At 60.9% G+C, this 19,643-nt stretch carries 16 protein-coding genes; 12 read left to right on the plus strand and 4 right to left on the minus strand.

Features of this window, described 5'->3' with window-relative positions; translation table 11 throughout:
• Positions 1-181: 181 nt before the first annotated feature.
• The 11 genes from OIL88_02835 (at position 182) to OIL88_02885 (ending at position 12,526) form a co-directional block, all read left to right on the plus strand.
• Positions 182-1,264, plus strand: coding sequence for a DMT family transporter (locus OIL88_02835; protein HJI71310.1), 1,083 nt, complete (start codon positions 182-184; stop codon positions 1,262-1,264).
• A 183-nt stretch (positions 1,265-1,447) separates the two neighbouring features.
• The gene (locus tag OIL88_02840; GenBank protein HJI71311.1) at positions 1,448-2,371 is read left to right on the plus strand and encodes a PTS mannose/fructose/sorbose transporter subunit IIAB; all 924 of its coding nucleotides are present in this window, start codon (positions 1,448-1,450) and stop codon (positions 2,369-2,371) included.
• 36 nt (positions 2,372-2,407) lie between these two features.
• Positions 2,408-3,202, plus strand: a complete 795-nt coding sequence (locus OIL88_02845; protein ID HJI71312.1) for a PTS sugar transporter subunit IIC — start codon at positions 2,408-2,410, stop codon at positions 3,200-3,202.
• Positions 3,203-3,215: 13 nt separating this feature from the next.
• Positions 3,216-4,049, plus strand: coding sequence for a PTS system mannose/fructose/sorbose family transporter subunit IID (locus tag OIL88_02850; GenBank protein ID HJI71313.1), 834 nt, complete (start codon positions 3,216-3,218; stop codon positions 4,047-4,049).
• 199 nt (positions 4,050-4,248) lie between these two features.
• A complete protein-coding gene (locus OIL88_02855) occupies positions 4,249-5,232 on the plus strand; it encodes an SIS domain-containing protein (protein ID HJI71314.1) in 984 nt (327 codons plus the stop codon).
• Positions 5,233-5,392: 160 nt separating this feature from the next.
• Positions 5,393-6,022 carry an HAD family phosphatase gene (locus OIL88_02860; protein ID HJI71315.1) on the plus strand — a complete coding sequence of 210 codons (630 nt, stop codon included), beginning with the start codon at positions 5,393-5,395 and terminating at the stop codon, positions 6,020-6,022.
• A 355-nt stretch (positions 6,023-6,377) separates the two neighbouring features.
• Entirely contained in the window at positions 6,378-7,385 is a 1,008-nt protein-coding gene (locus OIL88_02865; GenBank protein ID HJI71316.1) for a YitT family protein, read from the plus strand.
• Between the two features lie 220 nt (positions 7,386-7,605).
• A complete protein-coding gene (locus OIL88_02870; GenBank protein HJI71317.1) occupies positions 7,606-8,325 on the plus strand; it encodes a GntR family transcriptional regulator in 720 nt (239 codons plus the stop codon).
• Positions 8,326-8,672: 347 nt separating this feature from the next.
• Entirely contained in the window at positions 8,673-10,655 is a 1,983-nt protein-coding gene (locus OIL88_02875; GenBank protein HJI71318.1) for an ATP-dependent DNA helicase, read from the plus strand.
• Between the two features lie 2 nt (positions 10,656-10,657).
• Positions 10,658-11,413, plus strand: coding sequence for a GntR family transcriptional regulator (locus tag OIL88_02880; GenBank protein HJI71319.1), 756 nt, complete (start codon positions 10,658-10,660; stop codon positions 11,411-11,413).
• Positions 11,414-11,557: 144 nt separating this feature from the next.
• Positions 11,558-12,526 (plus strand): SIS domain-containing protein, encoded by a 969-nt coding sequence (locus OIL88_02885; GenBank protein ID HJI71320.1) that lies wholly within the window; start codon positions 11,558-11,560, stop codon positions 12,524-12,526.
• A 134-nt stretch (positions 12,527-12,660) separates the two neighbouring features.
• Here the strand turns inward: OIL88_02885 and OIL88_02890 are convergent, their stop codons facing one another.
• Positions 12,661-13,638 (minus strand): L-lactate dehydrogenase, encoded by a 978-nt coding sequence (locus tag OIL88_02890; GenBank protein HJI71321.1) that lies wholly within the window; start codon positions 13,636-13,638, stop codon positions 12,661-12,663.
• Positions 13,639-13,849: 211 nt separating this feature from the next.
• Between OIL88_02890 and metA the strand changes: the two genes are divergently transcribed.
• Positions 13,850-14,776 carry a homoserine O-succinyltransferase gene (gene metA / locus OIL88_02895; protein HJI71322.1) on the plus strand — a complete coding sequence of 309 codons (927 nt, stop codon included), beginning with the start codon at positions 13,850-13,852 and terminating at the stop codon, positions 14,774-14,776.
• A gap of 23 nt (positions 14,777-14,799) precedes the next feature.
• Here metA and OIL88_02900 read toward each other — a convergent pair whose 3' ends face one another.
• From OIL88_02900 to OIL88_02910, 3 genes are all read right to left on the minus strand, one after another.
• The gene (locus OIL88_02900) at positions 14,800-15,396 is read right to left on the minus strand and encodes a 5-formyltetrahydrofolate cyclo-ligase (GenBank protein ID HJI71323.1); all 597 of its coding nucleotides are present in this window, start codon (positions 15,394-15,396) and stop codon (positions 14,800-14,802) included.
• A 146-nt stretch (positions 15,397-15,542) separates the two neighbouring features.
• Positions 15,543-15,872, minus strand: a complete 330-nt coding sequence (locus tag OIL88_02905; protein ID HJI71324.1) for a type II toxin-antitoxin system HicB family antitoxin — start codon at positions 15,870-15,872, stop codon at positions 15,543-15,545.
• Between the two features lie 649 nt (positions 15,873-16,521).
• Positions 16,522-19,560: an insulinase family protein gene (locus tag OIL88_02910; GenBank protein ID HJI71325.1), complete on the minus strand. Its 3,039-nt coding sequence runs from the start codon at positions 19,558-19,560 to the stop codon at positions 16,522-16,524.
• Positions 19,561-19,643: the final 83 nt, after the last annotated feature.

Below are 19,643 nucleotides of genomic sequence, written 5' to 3' on the forward strand. Positions count from 1 at the left end.
TTTGAGAACTATTTCACCGCAACTGTCAGAGCGGCACTTGGGGACGTTCCCTTTCTGCCGGCAGTTGGGGGCACTCCTTGTTTCAAGAGATTTCCCGTTCGCCGATTTGTGCCTTGAAAAATGTATATAACGACTATAACGTAGCATGAAACATATTGGAAACAGAACCAAGGAGGCTGCGTTGAAGAGAAGCAATATGGGCTATGCGTTGGTGCTGATCGCCGCCCTCATGTGGGGAACCATCGGCATCTTTGTTAACGGAATATCCGCCCTGGGCGTTTCGTCTCAGAGCATGGCGGCCTTTCGCCTGTTGTCGGGTGCCGTCTTGATGGCTCCGGTTTTGGTATTCATGGGTTGCCAGGGAGGTGCTCGTGAGGGAAAAGCCTCGGGTCCCATGGCGCTGTTCAAGGCAAGTCCTAAAGAGCTCGTCCCCTGCGCACTTGTCGGTATCGTCGGTTTGGCCGTCGCCAACACCTGCTATTACGAGTGCATGGGCGAGGTGGGCATGTCCACGGCCTCGGTGCTGCTCTATACCTCGCCGGTGTTTGGCGTCATGCTCGGCCGCGTGCTTTATCGCGAGGGCGTGACCCCCAACAAGCTCGTCGCCATCATCTTTAACATTGTGGGTTGCGTGCTCGCGGTGACGAGCGGGGACCTGTCCGGTTTCCATTTCTCGACTTGGGGCGTCGCGTCGGGTGTGATCGCCGGACTTTGCGGTGCGTTGCTGGCTGTGTTTAGCCGCATGGCCACCAAGACGCTGCATCCGCTGGCGGTGACGTTTTGGGGCTTTGTCTTTGGCGGATGCTTTATGGCTGTGCTTTCTGCTCCGTGGTCCGATGTAGCCGCGGCAATGTCCCCGCAGCTCATTCTGCTGTTCGCGGGCTTTGGCTTTATTCCGACGGCTCTTGCGTACATCTTCTATATGCAGGGCCTTTCGATGGATCTTGAGACGTCGAAGGTGCCGGTCGTGGCTTCGTTTGAAACCGTGGCGACCGTTTTGGTCGGTATTGGCATCTACGCCGAGCCCGCCGGCGCGATCAAAGTCCTGGGCATCGTGCTGGTGCTCGCGTCCATCCTGATTATGAACACCGACTTCTCCAAGCTGCGCAACAGTGTGTTTGTCGGTCATGTCATTGAGAGCATGACCTTTAAGCCCAACGCGTGGTGGACCGAAAAATCTCAGGACATGGATCTGTTTAAGGAGCGCACCGGCATCGCGCTGGAGCCCACCGTGCAGGAAAGCCCCTGGTACTTCGTACGATAGAGGATTGCGCGCAGGGTCTGAACTGGGGTTATCCAGCCAGCACCGGCCTATCCAACCCCAACGTTTCAAGTACGTTAAACCCGTCAACGGTCGATTTTCACCCGCGAACGGTCTTTATACTAATTAGCAATATAAGCAACGTATAAGACGTTATAATGACCATAACGAAAAGGAGGAGGCAAGATGAATCAGATCATTCTCGCATCTCATGGCGGCCTGGCCGCAGGCGCCAAAGACACGCTCGAGATGGTTCTCGGCGACGTGTCGAACGTCCACGTCGTGTCGCTTGCTCGTGACGACAAGGAGCCCATCACCAATAAGGTTGAGGCTATGATCGCCACGTTCAACGCGGACGACACCGTCTATGTGCTGACCGATATGCTCGGCAGCTCGGTCAACAACAGCATGGTCGAGCTTTCCAAGAACGGCACGAAGTTCACGGTGATCAGCGGTTTCAACATCCCGCTGGCGCTCACGCTCGCTATGAGCCCCGTCCCCGTCAAGGGCGCCGAGCTCGCGGCCCTCATCAACGAGGCCCGCACCGGTCTGACCAACCCCAACGCACCGGTCGAGGCCGCCGCGGCTCCTGCCAAGAAGGCCAAGGCGTCCCGTCACAGCTCCGGTCCCGCCAAGATCGTCCTCGCACGTCTTGACTACCGTCTGCTGCACGGCCAGGTCGTCTTTACCTGGACCACCAAGGTTCAGGCCGAGCGCATCATCGTCGTCGACAACGCTGCCGCCAACGATGACATCAAGAAGGGCGCTCTTAAGCTGGCCAAGCCCCAGGGCGTGCGCCTGAACGTCTTCACCGTCGAGCGTGCCCTCGCCAAGATGGACAAGCTCAACACCCTCGGCGAGCGCGTCATGTTCGTCTTTGGCAACACCGCCGAGATGCTGCAGTTCTGCCAGGGCTACAAGCTCGACGCCATCAACCTGGGCGCCACCGCCAACCACGACGGTGCCGATCAGGTCGGCGGCAAGGACAGCTCCGTCTTCCTCGACGCCACCCAGAAGGCCGACGTCAACCAGCTGCTCGACATGGGCATCAAGCTCTACGTCCAGCAGACCCCTACGTATCAGAGCGTCGACATCGACGCCAAGCTGTAATCAACCAGGCTTTTGCCTGACTGAAAGGAGAAGGGTATGAATACGTTCATCAGTGCGGTGCTCGTCGGCCTCGTCGGCGTGTTCTGCATGTGGGACTCCCGCCTGCTCGGTCGTCTTAACTTCGAGCAGCCCCTCGTTGGCGCTACGCTCGTCGGTCTGCTGTTGGGCGATGTGCCCACCGGCCTTGCCGTCGGTGCCGCCGTCGAGCTCGTGTCCATGGGCCTGGTGCAGGTCGGCGCCGCCGTTCCGCCCGATATGGTCCTGGGCGGCATCGTGGCCGCTGCCTTTGCGTGCCTGACCGATGCTTCCGCCGAGACCGCCATGACGATCGCCATCCCGGTCGCCGTCCTGGGTCAGCTCCTCGGCATCGTGTTCCGTTCCATCATCGCCGCCCTCACCCATGTGGCCGATAGCGCGATCGATAACGGAAAGTTCAAGACCGCCTACCGTATGCACATCTGCGCCGGCTCCGGTCTGTACGCCGTCATGTACTTCCTGCCGATCTTCCTCGCCGTCTTTGTTGGCACCGACCTGGTTCAGGCCATCGTCAACATGGTTCCCGAGTGGCTGTCCACTGGTCTGAACGTTTCGACCAAGATCATGACCGCCTACGGCTTGGCCCTGCTGCTCACCATGATGATCAAGAAGGGTATGACTCCGTTCCTGTTCATCGGTTTCCTGCTCGCCGCTTACCTCAACCTGTCCGTCATCGCGGTCGCTCTGATCGGTGTGTGCCTGGCTGTCGTCTTCATGGGCTTCAAGTTCAACGGTTCCCATGCAGCCGCCGGTGTCGATTCCGACTACGATCCGCTCGAAGACGACGAAGACTAAGGAGGAACACACTATGGCAACCGCAACCAAGGACGTGTCCCTGAACAAGAAGGTCAGCCAGTTCTTCTGGCGCTCCTGGGCCATCCAGGCCTCTTGGAACTACGAGCGTCAGATGAACATGGGCTTCCTCTACGGCATGGTTCCCACGCTCGATCGCCTCTATCCGGATGAGTCCGACCCCAAGCAGCTCGCTGCTAAGAAAGAGGCCTACCACCGTCACATGGCGTTCTACAACTGCACCCCGCAGACGAGCGCCTTCATCCTGGGCCTCTCCGCTTCCATGGAGGAGGAGTACGCCAAGGATCCCGAGAACTTCGACCCCGATTCGATCAACGCGGTCAAGACCTCCCTCATGGGCCCGCTTTCCGGTATCGGTGACTCCTTCTTCCAGGGCACCATCCGCGTCATCGCCTTTGGTCTGGGCGTTCAGCTGGCTCAGCAGGGCTCCATCATGGGCCCGATCCTGGCCATGCTCATCTCCATCGTCCCCTCCGTGCTGATCACTTGGTTCGCAGCCAAGATGGGCTATCAGGGCGGCCACGAGTACCTGAGCAAGCTTCAGGGCGGCGACCTCATGGAGAAGCTCATGTATGTCTGCGGCATTGTGGGTCTTATGTCCGTGGGCGGCATGATCGCTACGCTGATCGGCGCCACCACCCCGCTGCAATTCGCTGAGGGCACCGTCGTGATCCAGGACATCCTGGACGGCATGATGCCCCAGATGATCTCCCTTGGCCTCACCGGCCTTATGTACTGGCTCATCAAGAAGAACGTCAACACCGGTTGGCTTCTCGTGATCGCCATCGTGGGCGGCATCGCCCTCTCCGCGGCCGGCATCCTGGCCTAGTCGCGACCAAGCGTCTAACCGCTTTCCCCCGGGGGCCTGCCTGGCATCCCATACCCCAGGCAGGCTTCCATTCCCAAAATGCGACAATGGGATAGTCCCCTTGTCGCATCCTCAACGGGCCGGCGACTCGGTCCAAACCACGGTAACCCTGCGAGCGCCCGGCAATGTGGCGCCGCAAAAATCGAAAGGAATGTGTCAGATGTACGAGATCGACCTTAACCTCCCTAAGCAGATCGTCGCTGACGTCCTGTCCAACCACGAGATCCACAGCGTTGCCTTCGTCGGCTGCGGTGCCTCCATGTCCGACCTGTACCCCGCCAAGTACTTCCTGGCCAACAACACGGACAAGCTGAACGTTCAGATCTTCACCGCTAACGAGTTCAACTACGACACGCCTTCCTGGGTCAACGAGCACACCTTCGTGATCACCTGCTCCCTCGGTGGCTCCACGCCCGAGACCGTCGAGGCCAACAAGACCGCCAAGAAGCACAACTGCCCGGTCGTCTCCCTCACCAACAAGGCTGGCTCCGCTCTGACCGTCGACGCCGACCACGTCATCGTCCACGGCTTCCACGCCAACTATGCCGCCAAGGCCGAGAAGCCTGGCTACGCCATCGCTCTCGCTCTCGAGATCCTTCAGCAGACCGAGGGCTATGATCACTACGAGGATATGATCACCGGCCTCACCAACATCTTCGACCTGTGCGAGAACGCCGCTCAGCACTGCAAGAAGCTCGCCAAGAAGTTCGCCGAGGACTTTAAGGACGACAAGATGATCTACTTCATGGCTTCCGGTGCCTCCGAGAAGATGGCCTACTCTCACGCCGCCTTCCTGTTCACCGAGATGCAGTGGATCGACGCCGCCGCCTACAACACCGGCGAGTACTTCCACGGCCCGTTCGAGGTTTCCACCGAGGGTAAGCCCTACGTCTTCTTCATGTCCGATGGTGCTACCCGTCCGATGGACGCCCGCGCCCTCACCTTCCTTGAGCGCATGGGCGCCAAGGTCGCTCTGATCGACTCCAAGGACTACGGTCTGGCCGACGCCGTGCCGGCGAGCGTCATCACCTACTTCAACCCGCTGCTGCACCTCGCCGTTATGCGCGAGTACGGCAACCAGATCGCCGAGGCCCGTCAGCACCCGCTGACCATGCGTCGCTACATGTGGAAGCTTTCCTACTAATCACAAGTAAGTAGACCTTACGGGTTGATTGAGAGGGGATGGGGTTTTGCGCCCCGTCCCCTTTTTTGCTCTGGGGAGGGCGTGTCTGTCGCGTCGCAAATCCCAGATAAAACCTACCAAAATAAACCTGTCCCTTTTTGGCAGGTGGGAGGAGATGCGTATGATCAAGGCAGTGCTGTTTGACATGGACGGCGTGCTGGTCGATACCGAGTGGTTCTACAACCGTCGTCGCGTGGCGTTTATGGAAGAGAAGGGGTTCCATTTTGACGAGATCCCCGATCTTTCGGGATCTAACGAGCCTGCCATTTGGGAGGCGCTGGTGCCCGACGATGTTGAGCTGCGCGAGCGTCTGCGCGTGGAGTACAAGCAGGTCTACAGCCCGGATCACCCCGTTCCGTATGCCGAGCTGCTCAACGAGCAGACGGAGCCGGTGATGCGCGAGCTGCACGAGCGTGGCGTGAAGTGTGCCATCGCGAGTTCGTCCTATCGCGAGCTGATCGACGAGCTGGTGGAGATTGCTGGCATTGCCGATGTGCTGGATTACACCATCAGCGGTCACGAGTGCAGCGCGTTTAAGCCCGACCCCGAGATCTACCTGCGCGCCATGGAAGCGCTGGGTGTGGAGCCCGCCGAGTGCCTGGTTATCGAGGATTCGCCTTTGGGTATCGAGGCTGGCAAACGTTCCGGCGCCCGCGTCCTGGCGCTGCGTCCGCACGAGGGCGTTAACCTCGATCAATCGCGAGCCGATGCCGTTATCGATAATTTGACCGACATTTTGGCCGCTTTGTAGTGTCAATCCGCCGCGAGAAGCACGGGTTCAAACGTTTTTTTCGGTGGATTGGCTCAATTTGGTTTCTATTTTGATCCGTTTGGCTTCGATTCGGGCTAAGTGAGTAGACTTTTTGGCGCAGGCCGAGCACAATGCATATCTTCCTTTGTAAAACCGCAGGTCACAGGGGTGGCGGTTTTGGGTGTGCTCGACAGATCGTAAAAAGTCTACTCACTTGTAATTTGGGCCTTTGGTCGTGGGGGTTGCTGGTCCCGCTTTGGTTGTCGAGGGAGGGTGAATTGAAGCGCCCCCGTACGCTCCATGCTACAATCGCGGGCATGCCCCACAACCACATCTGCCTTCGAAAGGAGCCTACGTGGCGAACGCCATCGATCAGCTCACGGACCGCGTGCTCATGCTCGGCCGTCTCACCATCGTCCGCCGCGCTATTACCGCCGTGGCGGTCACAATTTCCGCCGTTCTCCAGACATTCCTGATCCAGGCGTTCATTCAACCCGCCGACCTGCTTCCGAGCGGTCTTACCGGCGTCGCGGTCCTGCTCGATCGCGTTACCTCGCTCGGCGGCGTTCACATCGACATCTCGCTCGGTATGCTCGCGCTCAACATCCCCGTGGCGCTCCTATGCTGGAGCGGCATTAGCAAGCGCTTCGTCATCTTCTCGATGATGCAGGTCGTGCTCTCATCGCTGTTCCTCAACGTCTTTCACTTCGCACCGTTTTTGGGCGACAAGATTATGCTCATCATTTTTGGCGGCGTGGTCTCGGGTCTGGGCGCTGCCATCGCGCTTAAGTCCGGCGCATCCACTGGCGGCACCGACTTTATCGCGCTGTGGGTTTCCAACCACACGGGCAAGACCATCTGGGGCGTCATCTTTGGTTTCAACTGCTTTATCCTGGCGATCTTTGGCTTTATGTTTGGCTGGGACAAGGCGGCGTACTCCATCGTGTTCCAGTTTATTTCGACCAAGACCATCGACAGTTTCTATCGTCGTTACGACCGCGTGACGCTGCAGATCACGACGCGTAAGGCAGACGAGGTCATGACCGCCTATGTTGACCATTTTCAGCATGGCATTAGCTGTGCCGAGGTCATCGGCGGATACAGCCGCGAAAAGATGTATCTGCTGCACGCCGTTGTCTCGACCTACGAGAGTCAGGACATTATCAAGCTGGTGTGTGACATTGATCCCGGCGCCGTGATCAATGTGTTCCACACGCTCAACTTTGTGGGCGGCTGGTGGGGCGGTCATGTCGACGAGCCCATGCCCACGGCCGTACCCGATCCCGACAAGCCCGCGCGCATGGCCAGCAGGCAGGCGCGCCTCAGCGAGCAGGACAGCCTGCAGCAGGACGACGGCAAGTAGGGTACCGGCATTTTGCCGGCCTGGCGCAATCCTGTCCGCTTGAGCCTCCCGAAAGCCTCGCTGCTTTCGGGAGGCCTTCGTTTGCCCAGATAAAACCTACCAAAATGAAGCTGTCGCTTTTTGGTAGGGAGGGTGTATCGTTTTATCAATATGAGGTAACATGAAACTAGACGTTATATACGTATTAGTTATTTCGATATTCCAATAAGAGTGATTAGATATGCCTACGCCCAAAAATGCACCGCTTTACCAGCAGATTTATGACGAAATCAAGGACGCGATCGAGAAAGGTGTTTATGCACCCAAGGAGCGTATTCCGTCCGAGCTTGAGCTAGCCGAGCAGTACGACGTGAGCCGCATTACGGTGCGCCGCGCCGTCGAGGAGCTGTGCTCCGATGGCTACCTGGTTAAGCAGCAGGGCCGTGGCACCTTTGTCTCCACGCCGCACATCAACCGCCAGTTCCACGCTTCGACGCTGCAGACGTTTACCGCGCTGTGTGCCGATAATGACATGAAGGCGGGCGCGCATGTGGTCGATCGCCAGATTGTGCCGGCACGTCAAAACGAGATGGAGTTCTTTGGCCTGCAGAAGGACGCGCTGCTGCTGCATATCAAGCGCGTGCGTACGGCCGACGGCGAGCCCATTTTTGAGGAGAACATCTTTGTGCCGTTTGACGCCTACCGTGAGCTGTTGACGGCCGATCTTGAGGACAAGTCGATTTTTGCCGAGGTCGAGCGTGTTGGCGGAACGCCGATTGTCTCGGTTGGTTACCGCACGGTCGAGGCCGTTCGTGCCAATACCGAGCAGGCGGCCGAGTTGGGCATTGCTCCGCACGATCCACTGCTCAACCTGCGTGCCGGCTTTATCGGCCCCAATGGCGAGCCGGTCCTGATGGGTAAGCAGTACTACGTGGGATCGCGCTACGTTATGGTGATGTAAGTTACGCGGTTTTACCAAACTGCGTAACGGCTCGACGCTGCAAACGCCCCTAAGCGGCAATCTGACGTTCAATCGTCGGTCGCGTACGAAGTATGCTTCCCTCCTCTTTCACGTCACCTTGCTCGCTTAGGGGCGTTTTCGCTGGCTTATGCTCAACCAGCGGCGTTTCCGCGTTTGTCAAGAGATTAGTCATTGGGGACGTTCTTAAATGACTAGTCGTTGGGGACGTTCTTGTTTGACTAGTCGTTTAAGAACGTCCCCAACGACTAGTCTGGGCGGCGGCCGTGCGGCAGCGGTCCGCGTGGCGGCGTATAATCGGCGGCAGATGATTCTGACGTTAGGAAACCATGACCGATAGCATGCAGCAGATGGCGCTCGACACGCTCGGCGCCTATTTTGGCTACACCTCGTTTCGCCCGGGGCAGGATCGCATGGTGGATGCGATCCTTGCCGGCCGCGATGCGCTCGGCGTTATGCCCACAGGCGCCGGCAAGTCCATTTGCTACCAGGTCCCCGCGCTCATGCTGCCCGGTATCACCTTTGTGGTGAGCCCGTTGCTGTCGCTTATGGAGGACCAGACCCGTGCGCTGCTCGCGGCGGGTGCGCGACCCAGCTATCTCAACTCCAGCCTTACTCCGGCCCAGCAAAACACCGTGCTCAAGCGGGCGCGCGAGGGCCGCTACCAGCTTATGTACGTGGCGCCCGAGCGCCTGCTCGAGCCACGCTTTTTAGCCTTTGCGCAGGAAGCTGCGGCCGAAGGTGGCATCGGCGTTCCGCTCGTGGCCATTGACGAGGCCCACTGCGTGAGCCAGTGGGGCCAGGATTTCCGTCCCGCTTACCTGCAGATTCGCGAGTTCATTGATTCCCTGCCGCGGCGCCCGATCGTGGCGGCCTTTACCGCTACGGCGACCGAGCGTGTGCGCGCGGACATTCAGCAAATGCTCGGCCTGCAAAACCCGGCGACCGTGGTGACGGGCTTCGATCGCAAGAACCTCTACTTTGGTTGCGAGGAGATGGGCGACAAGGCCAAGACCGCGTGGGTGCGCGACTACGTGATCGCGCATTCGAGCGAGAGCGGCATCGTGTATTGCTCCACCCGCAAGGCGGTTGACGCGCTGGCAGGTGAGCTTGCCGAGGCGCTGGGCTCCAGCGGCATTCGCGTGGGCCGCTACCATGCCGGCATGGGCAACGACGCCCGCCGCCAGAGCCAGCGTGCCTTTATCGACGACGACATTCAGGTGATGGTTGCCACCAACGCCTTTGGAATGGGCATCGATAAGCCCAACGTGCGCTACGTCATCCACAACAACGTGCCCGAGAGCATCGAGGCCTACTACCAAGAGGCGGGCCGCGCCGGCCGTGATGGCGACCCAGCCAGCTGCCATCTGCTGTGGAACGGCAACGATTTTCGCATGCGTCGCTTTTTGATCGACCGCGGCGATGCTGCCGATGAGGCACTCGACGACGAACAGCGCGCGTGGGCGCTCCAGAATCGATATCGTCTGCTCAGCCAGATGGAGGGCTACTGCAATACCACGGGCTGCCTGCGCGAATACATGCTGCGCTACTTTGGCGACGAGGCCGCGGCCGAGCATGCTGCTGCGGCTGGTGCGGGCGCCACCGCCACGGACGACGCCGAGGGCTGCGGCAACTGCAGCAACTGCCTGACGCAGTTCGAGGTCGAAGACGTCACCGATATGGCCCGCGCCGCTGTGCGCTATGTGGCCACGCGTCCCATGCGCTTTGGCAAGTCGCTGATCGCCGATGTGCTCCACGGCGGCAACACCGAGCGCATTCGCCAGATGCATCTGGACGAGGACCGCGGCTACGGTGAGCTGTCGAGCGAATCGGTCGGGCGCATCAAGGACATCATCGGCCAACTGTGCGGCCGCGGCTACCTGGCCACCTCGCAGGGGCAATACCCGGTCGTGGGGCTGGGCCCGCGTGCCACCGAGGTCGAGGATGAGGCGTTTGCCTTTACCGTTAAGCGTCGCGCGTCCAAGCGCAAGGCCTCGGCCCGCGCCCGCCGTGCGGTGGATCTGCTGCGCGAGGAGGCCGAGCTGGATCAACGCCCGCGCGTGGGCGACGATGCCGAGCTGTTCGAGCGCCTGCGTGCCCTCCGCAAGGAGATCTCGACGGAGCTGGAGATGGCGCCGTACATGGTCTTCTCCGACAAGGCCCTGCGCGGCCTGTGCCGCCTGCGCCCGCAGACGCGCGACGAGCTGATCCAGGTCAACGGCATTGGCGAGAAAAAGGCCGACGCCTTTGGCGAGCAGTTTATGGCGGCGATTGAAGAGTTTGAGTCCGAGCATGCGCGGGATGGAGCGTAACGATGGCTTTCGATAGCAAGACCGACCGTACTGACGTGTCCGCCGTGCCGCTGTACCAGCAGGTCATGGACGACCTAAAGGGCGAGATCGCGCGCGGCGTGTACGCTGCCGGCTCGCGCATTCCTTCCGAGATGGAGCTCGCGAAGTCCTACGGCGTGGGGCGCGTCACCGTGCGTCGCGCCATCGAGGAGCTGTCGCGTGCGGGGTATCTCAACCGCCAGCAGGGGAGGGGCACCTTTGTGTGCGCTCCCAAGCTCAAGCGCAAGATTCGCCAGAAGGGTGACGTCCAGAGCTTTACTGAGGGTTGTGCTGCCAACGACATGGTGCCGGGTGCGCGTCTGGTGTCGCGCACGGTGGTCGCGGCGACGCACGAGGATGCGGCGTTCTTTGGCGTGGAGCCCGGCTGCGAGCTTATCGTGGTCGAGCGCGTGCGCACGGCCGACGGCATCCCCGTCATGCTCGAGAACAACGCCTTTGTGCTCGCCGACCATCCCTATCTGCAGACGCTTGCCGACAAGGACCTCACGGACAATTCCATCTTTGCGCTCGTTGCCGAGCATTCGGGTCGCGCGCCGCTCAAGTCCGACCCCTGCACCGTGGAGATTGCGCTTGCCGATGCTCAGACGGCCCCGCTGCTGGAGGTGCCGGTCGGTGAGCCGCTCTTCTATATGGAGGCGTACTTTGCCGACGCTGGTGGGCGCCCTCTACTGCTCGGCCGCCAAAAGATCGTGGGCTCGCGCTACGTCTTCGACATCTAACGTCCACAGATAGAACAACATAGAACAACTTTGGTGAAATGACTTCACGGGCGTTATTACACGTGTTATAAATAGGACAACATAGAACGACCGCAGGTACGAGCTGTCGTCGTTCAAAACCGCCGCACAAGGAGGGGCATCACCATGAATGCACACGATCTGATTCAGGAAATTATCGAGCGCAAGGGCAAGATTGAGAATGTCTTTTGGATCGCCTGCGGCGGTTCGATGATTGACCTGATGCCGGCCAACGAGCTGCTCAAGCGCGAGGCCACCACGTTTGCCTCGACGGTCTACACGGCACGCGAGTTCTGCCTGATGACACCCAAGAGCCTGGGGCCGAAGTCGCTCGTCGTCGCCTGCAGCCACAGCGGCAATACGCAGGAGGTCGTCGACGGCTGCGAGATGGCGCTGGCCGCCGGCGCCGAGGTCGTCGCCCTCACCGACTGCGAGGGCTCCAAGATCGACAATGGCAAGTGGACCACCTGGGTCTATCCGTGGGGCGAGGGCGTGTCACAGGCCGAGGTGCCGCAGGGCATCGGCGCTCTGATGGCTGCCGAGCTGCTCGACCAGCAGGAGGGTTACGAGGCACTCGCCGACATGTATGAGGGCCTCAAGCAGATGGATGCGCTGCTGCCCGCCGCCCGCGAGAAGGTAAACGCCGAGCTGGGCGCCCGCTTTGCCGAGCTCTGCCAGCGGCACAAGTTCTTCTATATCCTGGGGTCCGGCCCCAACTTTAGCCAGACCTACGCCATGGCCATCTGCTCGCTCATGGAGATGCAGTGGCAGCACTGCTGCTACATCCACTCCGGCGAGTATTTCCACGGTCCCTTCGAGGCCACCGAGCCCGGCGTGTTCTACTTTGTGCAGCTCGGATCGGGCGAGTGTCGCCCCATGGAGGAGCGCGCACTTGCATTCCTCAACACGCACACCGATGCGATTATGGTGCTCGACGCACTTGAGTACGGCGTGGGCGAGGTGCCCGCCAGCGTGCGTTCGTACCTGGAGCCGATCTTCTTCTACAACATGAGCTGCGAGCTGCGCGCCGCGCGCGGCAAGGTGTTTGACCACAGCCCCGAGGTTCGTCGCTACATGGGCATCGAGCAGTACTAAGTAACGGGAAAACCATTCACCTTCGATTCGCAAGGGCACTGCGTGAGTCAAAAAAAGCGGGCCGCGCCGGGGATTTCCGGCGCGGCCCGCTTGGTATCGCGCATAGATTCGCGAGGTGTTGTGGCAACCGACGCTTACTTGGCGTCGTAGGCCTCGGCATCCCACCAGTCGAGCTGGGCGATGTTGTCGCGGATGTGCTGGCAGCTCTTGTGGAAGCCCTCGAGCTCGTGCTCGGACAGGTCGAGCGTGTAGACTTCCTCGACGCCCTCGGCACCGATCACGCACGGCAGGGAGGTAAAGATGCCCTCCTCGCCATACTGGCCGGTCATAAGCGTAGAGGCGGAAAGCACGGCGTGCTCGTTGTGCAGCACGGCGGCGCAGACGCGCGCGGCGGAGTTGGCGACGGCGTACTCGGTGCACTGCTTGCCCTGGTAGGTCACATAGCCGCCCTTGCGCGCGAGCTCCTCGACCTCCATGTGGTCAAAGGCGTACTTGTCGGGGTTCTCGGCCTGAAGCTCGTTGAGGCTCTTGCCGGCGATGGTCGCGGCCTTAAAGGCAGCCAGCTGGCTAAAGCCGTGCTCGCCAATCATGTAGGCGTCGATGGACTTGGGGCTCACGCCGACCTTCTTGGAGATCTCGGTGCGCAGACGGGCGGAATCCAGGCCGCAGCCCGAGCCGATGATCTTCTTGGGATCGTAGCCGGTCAGATGCCACAGCTCGGTGCATACGACGTCGCAGGGGTTGGAGATGCTCACGAAGATGCCGTCGAAGTCGGCGTCGACGATGCGTTTGGCAAAGGTGCGGGCGGCGTCGGTGGTAAAGAACAGCTCACCGTCACGGTTGCCGGCGGCCAGCGCGACCTTGCCGGCAGCGTTGACGATGACGTCGCAGCAGGCAAGCTCCTCGTAGTGGTCGTAGCAGTTGACGATCTTGGTGTTATACGGGACAAACGAAAGGGAGTCGCGCAGGTCCTGGACCTCGGACGTCACCTTGGCCTCGTTGATATCGCACAGGTACAGCTCATCGGCAATGCCCTGCATGAGCAGGCTGTTGGCGACATGTGCTCCTACGTGGCCCTGGCCGACCACACCGATTTTACGCGTCTGGTACATATATGTATCCTTTCGGCCGAGTTTTTCGCGTCGAACCATTGTAGCGTCCAGCTGCCACTTTGCTAGACTAAAGCGCCGTAGATTTTTGGCACATGCCGTAATCTCTACTTTTGGAGTGATTTGGGCCGCTGGCGGCATCGCTGGGCGATGTGCTCGCGCGGATGGGGCCGCTCGTTGTACCATAGCTGCAACTGACTCGTAAGGAGCATCCATGCCCATTCGTATTCCCGACGCCCTTCCTGCCGCTGCGCAGCTCGAGAGCGAGAACATTTTTGTCATGACCGAGTACCGCGCGCTGCACCAGGACATCCGTCCGCTGCGCGTGCTCATTCTCAACCTCATGCCCACCAAGATCGCCACCGAGACGCAAATCATGCGCAAGCTCTCCAACACGCCGCTGCAGGTGGAGGTGGACCTGCTGCGCACCAAGACGCACGAGGCCACGCACGTAAGCGCCGGCCACCTGGAGACGTTCTACCGCACGTTCGACGACATCCGCGATATCCACTACGACGGCCTGATCATCACGGGCGCGCCGGTGGAGCAGATGCCGTTCGAGGAGGTTGACTACTGGCCCGAGCTCTGCCAGATCATGGATTGGTCCACCACGCACGTGCACTCTACGCTGCACATTTGTTGGGGCGCGCAGGCGGGCCTGTATCACCACTACGGTATTCAGAAGTACGACCTGCCGGCAAAGGCGAGCGGCGTGTTCGAGCATCATCTGGTGAAGCCGCAAAGCCCGCTGGTTCGCGGCTTCGACGACCGTTTCTATGCCGTGCATTCGCGCAACACCGATGTGCGCCGCGAGGACGTGGAGGCCGAGCCTCAGCTTGAGGTCGTGGCCGTGTCCGACGAGGTGGGCCTGTACATCGTCAAGTCGACCGACAGCCGCCGCTTCTTTGTCTTTGGCCATCCCGAGTACGATACCGACACGCTGCGTCTGGAGTACGAGCGCGACGTGAAGCGCGGGCTCAGCCCTCAGGTGCCGGCGCATTACTTCCCGAACGATGACCCCACCGTCGAGCCGCGCAACGTCTGGCGCAGCCAGGCTCAGTTGCTCTACACCAACTGGCTCAACTACTACGTCTACCAGACCACGCCCTACGACCTGGCCCGCGCCGGCGAGGAGCACTAGGCTGTCGGGAGGTACGCTGGCATTTAGGCGCTGACGATGTTGGGCAGCGACAGATCGTGGGCGTCGGTGGGAACGTGGTCGACACGCTGTTCGTCAAAGGCGATGCCGACGATTTGGCATGCGGGCGAGAGCATGGGCAGGTAGCGGTCGTAGCAGCCTCCGCCGTAGCCCAGGCGCGCGCCGGTGCGGTCGAAAGCTACGAGCGGCACGACGATCATGTCGAGTGCTTCGGCAGACACGATAGGAAAGCGGCTGCTGTCGATGTCCGTAGCCGCGAAGGCCCGCGTGGGATGAGCGATAAACGGGGCCTCGGACGCATCGCCGGCAGAGACTGCCCGCATGCACATGCGCTGGCCACAAGCCATGGCGTCTGTTGCCGAGAGCATGCACGGATAGGCTACGCGCCAGCCGCGTTTGGCGGCCGCAGCGGCAAACGCGGCTGGGTCGACCTCGGAACCCATCGCGGCATAGATGGCAACGGTGCGTTGGCCCGCAGTGCCGCTGGACTCCAACAGCTCAACAAGCCGCGCGCAGATAGTGGCGGACTTTGCCGCCCGAACATCCAAATCAAGAGCATCGCGCCGAGCAATCACCGCCCGCCGCAACTCAGTCCTATCCATCCCAGCCTCATCTCCCAAACCTACCAAAAAGGGACAGGTTTATTTTGGCAGGTTTTTTCTGGGTAAACGCGATATGGGCGGTAAAGCCACCGCAAATATGCCTGTGAACTGCGCCCTTTATGGTTGTTTGGGCCTATCCGTTGATGCTATAACGCCGCAGCGATTGCTTCAGTCACAAACTTATTGAGTGACTCACCCTTCTTTGCCGCCGCCAGCGCTGCTTGCTTGTGGAGCTCAGAGCCCGTTCTTACGTTGAACGAGCCCTTAAAAGCCCGCTCGGGTTCCTTGCCCTTCTCGGCGCAAAACTCAAGGTAATCGTCGACGGCGTCGTGGAAACATTGCTCCACTTCTTCAGCCGTGGAGCCTTCAAATACGATTGCGTCCCTAATGCCAGTGACCATACCTGTTAGCACATGCTGTTCGGCATCGAACTCGACTGGGGCGAAATAGCCCTTGTATGCCAAAACGTTACTCATGACTACCTCCGACATCTTGCAGAAATCGAACGATGTTTCGAATGGTCCCCGCTGTCAATTCGTCAGATGGATGTGGCGCGTGCATTACGAACATCCTGCCATCTGATGGCCTGTAGAAGCGAACGCGCGATCCGGATGTCTTGCCTTTGTTGTCCATTTCAAAGCCATATGAAGCCATAACTTTTAAAAAATCGGTATACCGATACGTCGAAGGGCAGCTAAGCAGTTGGGCGATGAGTTTATCGGTCCGCGTCATTCCGCCTCACATTCTACAACTATATCCTAGTTGCAATTTAAATCCGATGCAAGCACCCCTACTATAGAACATGTGTACGGATAGAACAAGTGTTCGAACCAATACAAGGCACCTGCCCCTTCGTGGTGGTTTTTGCTGAAAGGCGGGTGTCTGCGGCGGTTTGTCTCAATCTGTAACAGTAACTCGGCAAAAATGGGCCTAGCTGTTACAGATCGAGACAAAGAGTCGGCGCCATTTGGAAACGTCTCGATCTGTAACATCTGGAGCCGATATTGCCGCCTAGATGTTACAGATGGAGACAAAACTGGTGAGACGGGCTGAGCTGGCCCGTCCAAGCGGCGGAAAAAGAAAAGGTAGATTTTCAGGCATGTCCCAAAAATCTACCTTTGTACGTTAGGCCAGCAGGTCGACGACGTTAAAGCCGGCGTTGCTCTTGGCGATGACGTCGCGGCCGCCAAAGACGCAGGTGGGCGAGACGGCTGCGATGCGCGTCACGTCGGCGCCGAGCGAGCGCAGCTCACCGGGCGTGGCAGCGAGCATCTGGGCGCGACGCTCCTCGCGCGCGTGCGGATCGAGCCCAGCCAGGTAGGTCGTGTTGCGGCGCTTGGTGAGCGCATAGGGCTTCACCGGCGCATCCATGCCGCTCACGCAGCTCACGATAAAGCCCTCGAAGGCGGCCTCGTCGGGCTCAAAGCTGCCGAGCCATTCGCCCGCGCGCGCCACACGCTCAATCGAGGGGTCGATTGCTGGGTCGCGGTAGGTGTAGAACGCCGTCTGACGCTCACCGGCCGCGCGAAATCCGCAGCCGTACGCACCGCCCTTCACGCGGATCTCGTTCCACAGGTAGTCGTAGGAGAGCGCGTTGGCAGCCACGGCCCAGGCGCCCGTCACGTCGATGCCCAGGCGACGCGGATCGCACGCGCTTGCCGCAAAGCAGATGTCGCTGGGGATGACAAAAGCCTCGTGACGGTCGCGCGGCTCCGGCACCACGAGCGTGTCGCTGGCAGCGCCGTCGCCCGCGCCAAGCCTCAGGTTGCCCGCGGCATCCCAGTACGCGTCAAAGTCTTCATCGCTGCCGGTGAAGCTCGCCATGCAGCCATCGGCCACAAAGATGCGGTCTGCCAGCGCGGCAAGCTTGGCGCGCAGACCGTCCAGGCGCTCGTCAAAGTGCTCGAGCAGATCGCGCAGGAACAGGTAGAAGTCCACGCCCGAAAGCTGCTCGCGCACCACGGCCGAAGGTGAGCTGTAGCTCATCGCGCGACCGAGCGCCGCCGAGTGTCCGTTGTTGATAAAGCCCTGCTCAAGCCCAATGCGAATCTGCGTGAGCACGTCGCGAACGCGGTCGGCGTCGGCATCGAGCAACAGCGTGCTCGACCACACCTCGCGCGGCAGGCTCGCCAGTGCGTCGATCTTTTCGGACAGGGCGCCGGCGCTCACCAGCAGGTAGGGGCGCACGCCGTCCACGTCGGGCTGCGTCATGACCTCGGTTGTAAAGCTCAAAAAGCCCAGCTTGCCGGCGAGTAGGTTGTCGAGTTCCTCGGCCGAATGCTCGCGCGTGGGCAGCTGCTTAAGCAGGCGGCAGAGCAGCGTCACATAGGGCAGGTCCTCAAACGCGACGCAGCTCAGGTCGAAATACTGCATGGCGTAGGCCAAACGGTTGGTGGGGATGCCGTGGCGCAGACAGGGGATGGGCGCGGTCGTGTCCACGACCAGCGGCGGCTCGGGGCACACCTCGCCAATGTCGGACACGCGTAGGCGCGGCAGCGTGGCCTTGGCCTCGGGTGTGTCCTCTGCCTCCTGCGCGGCACGCAGCGCGGCCGTGCGCTTGACCACATCGGCCAGCTCGGCATCGGTCATGGCGTCGCGCTTGGCTGCTAGCTCGGCGGCCTCGGCACCCTCCGAGCCCTCGGCGGCGTCCACCGGCACCAGCTCGACCAGCGCCATGTGATCGTTTTCCAGTACCAGCTCGCGCAGCAGGTCCTCAAAATAGCTGCCGTCCAGCTCGCCTCGCAGCTCCTCGTACACCGGGCCGTACTTGAGTGCTAGCGTCGCGGCGTCGTCATCGTAGAGCCAGGTGCTCAGCGCGTCGCACGCGATGGCCACGCCGTCAGCGATACCGTAGTCGCGCTGGCGCAGGTCGTATTCGTTGCTGCTGATGATAGCTTCCAGGCGCTCACGCGGAACGCCGTGCTCGCACAAGTCGCGGCAGGCGTCCTGGAACACGCGGCGCAGCTCGCGCGCCACGCCGGGCTGTGCGTTTTGCAGCATGATGAGCTCGTAGGGCTGCAGGCTCTCGGCCGCGGTGTAGCTCACCACGTTGCCGCCCAGGCCGGCGGCCAGAATGGCCTTCTTAACCGGTGCTTCGTTGGAGCCCAGCAGCGCCTCGAACAGGATGTCCGCGGCGATCGTGCGCTTGCGGTCGAGCGCGCTGCCCAGCACCAGGCCCAGGCCCACCAGGGCGTTTTCGGGCGTGGTGGCCATCTCGACGCGCTTATACTCGCAGGTCACGGGCGCCTGCACGCCCAGCGGATTGGGTGCCAGCGTGGACGGGTCCTCGCCGGCGGCAACGGTTGCATCCCTGCGGCGGCTCGCGGCACTCGGCTGCGACAGATAGCGCTCGTCCAAAAAGGCCAGTGCGCGGTCCACGTCCAGGTCGCCGTAGAGCGTGATATAGGAGTTGGAAGGATTGTAGTGGCGCGCATGCGTGTCCAGGAACTGCTCGTAGGTGAGCGCGGGAATCGCGCGCGGGTCGCCGCCGCTCTCGTGCGCATAGGCGGTGTCGGGATAGAGCGCGGCGTTGACGGCGTCGTCCAGCACGCTCATGGGGTCGGACAGCGCGCCCTTCATCTCGTTGAACACCACGCCGTTATAGCGTAGCGTGCCCTCGCGCAGGCTCGCGGGGCTGTCGCCGCCCTCGCCCTCGACGCCCTCTGGCAGGTCCAGCTCGTAGTGCCAGCCCTCCTGCTCAAAAATGGTGGGCTTGGTATAGATGGCCGGGTTGAACACCGCGTCCAGGTACACGTCCATCAGGTTGTACAGGTCCTGCTCGTTGGTGGTGGCGACGGGGTAGATGGTCTTGTCGGGGTAGGTCATAGCGTTGAGGAACGTCTGCATGGAGCTCTTGATCAGGTCGACGAACGGCTCCTTGACGGGGAACTTGGCCGATCCGCACAGCACCGAGTGCTCAAGAATATGGAACACGCCGGTGGAATCGGCCGGCGGCGTCTTAAAGCCAATGGCAAAGGCCTTGTTCTCGTCGTCGCACGCCAGGTACAGCAGGCGAGCGCCCGAGGCGGCGTGGCGCAGCACGTAGGCGTCCGAGTCGAGCTCGGGCACGGCCTCGCAGCGCTCGACGACAAAGCCGTGGCAGGTGGTGCCGGGTACCAGCAGCGCGGCAGCGGCAGCGCGTGGATCGGTTGAGGTAATGGGCATATGCAGTCTCCTTTGACGCCCCAACGGGGGCGAATCGAGTCGAATCCCCGAGAGTATACCCATATGGAGCGCCCGGCCTGCGA

This window comes from Coriobacteriaceae bacterium (genome assembly GCA_025992855.1).
GTDB lineage: Bacteria > Actinomycetota > Coriobacteriia > Coriobacteriales > Coriobacteriaceae > Collinsella.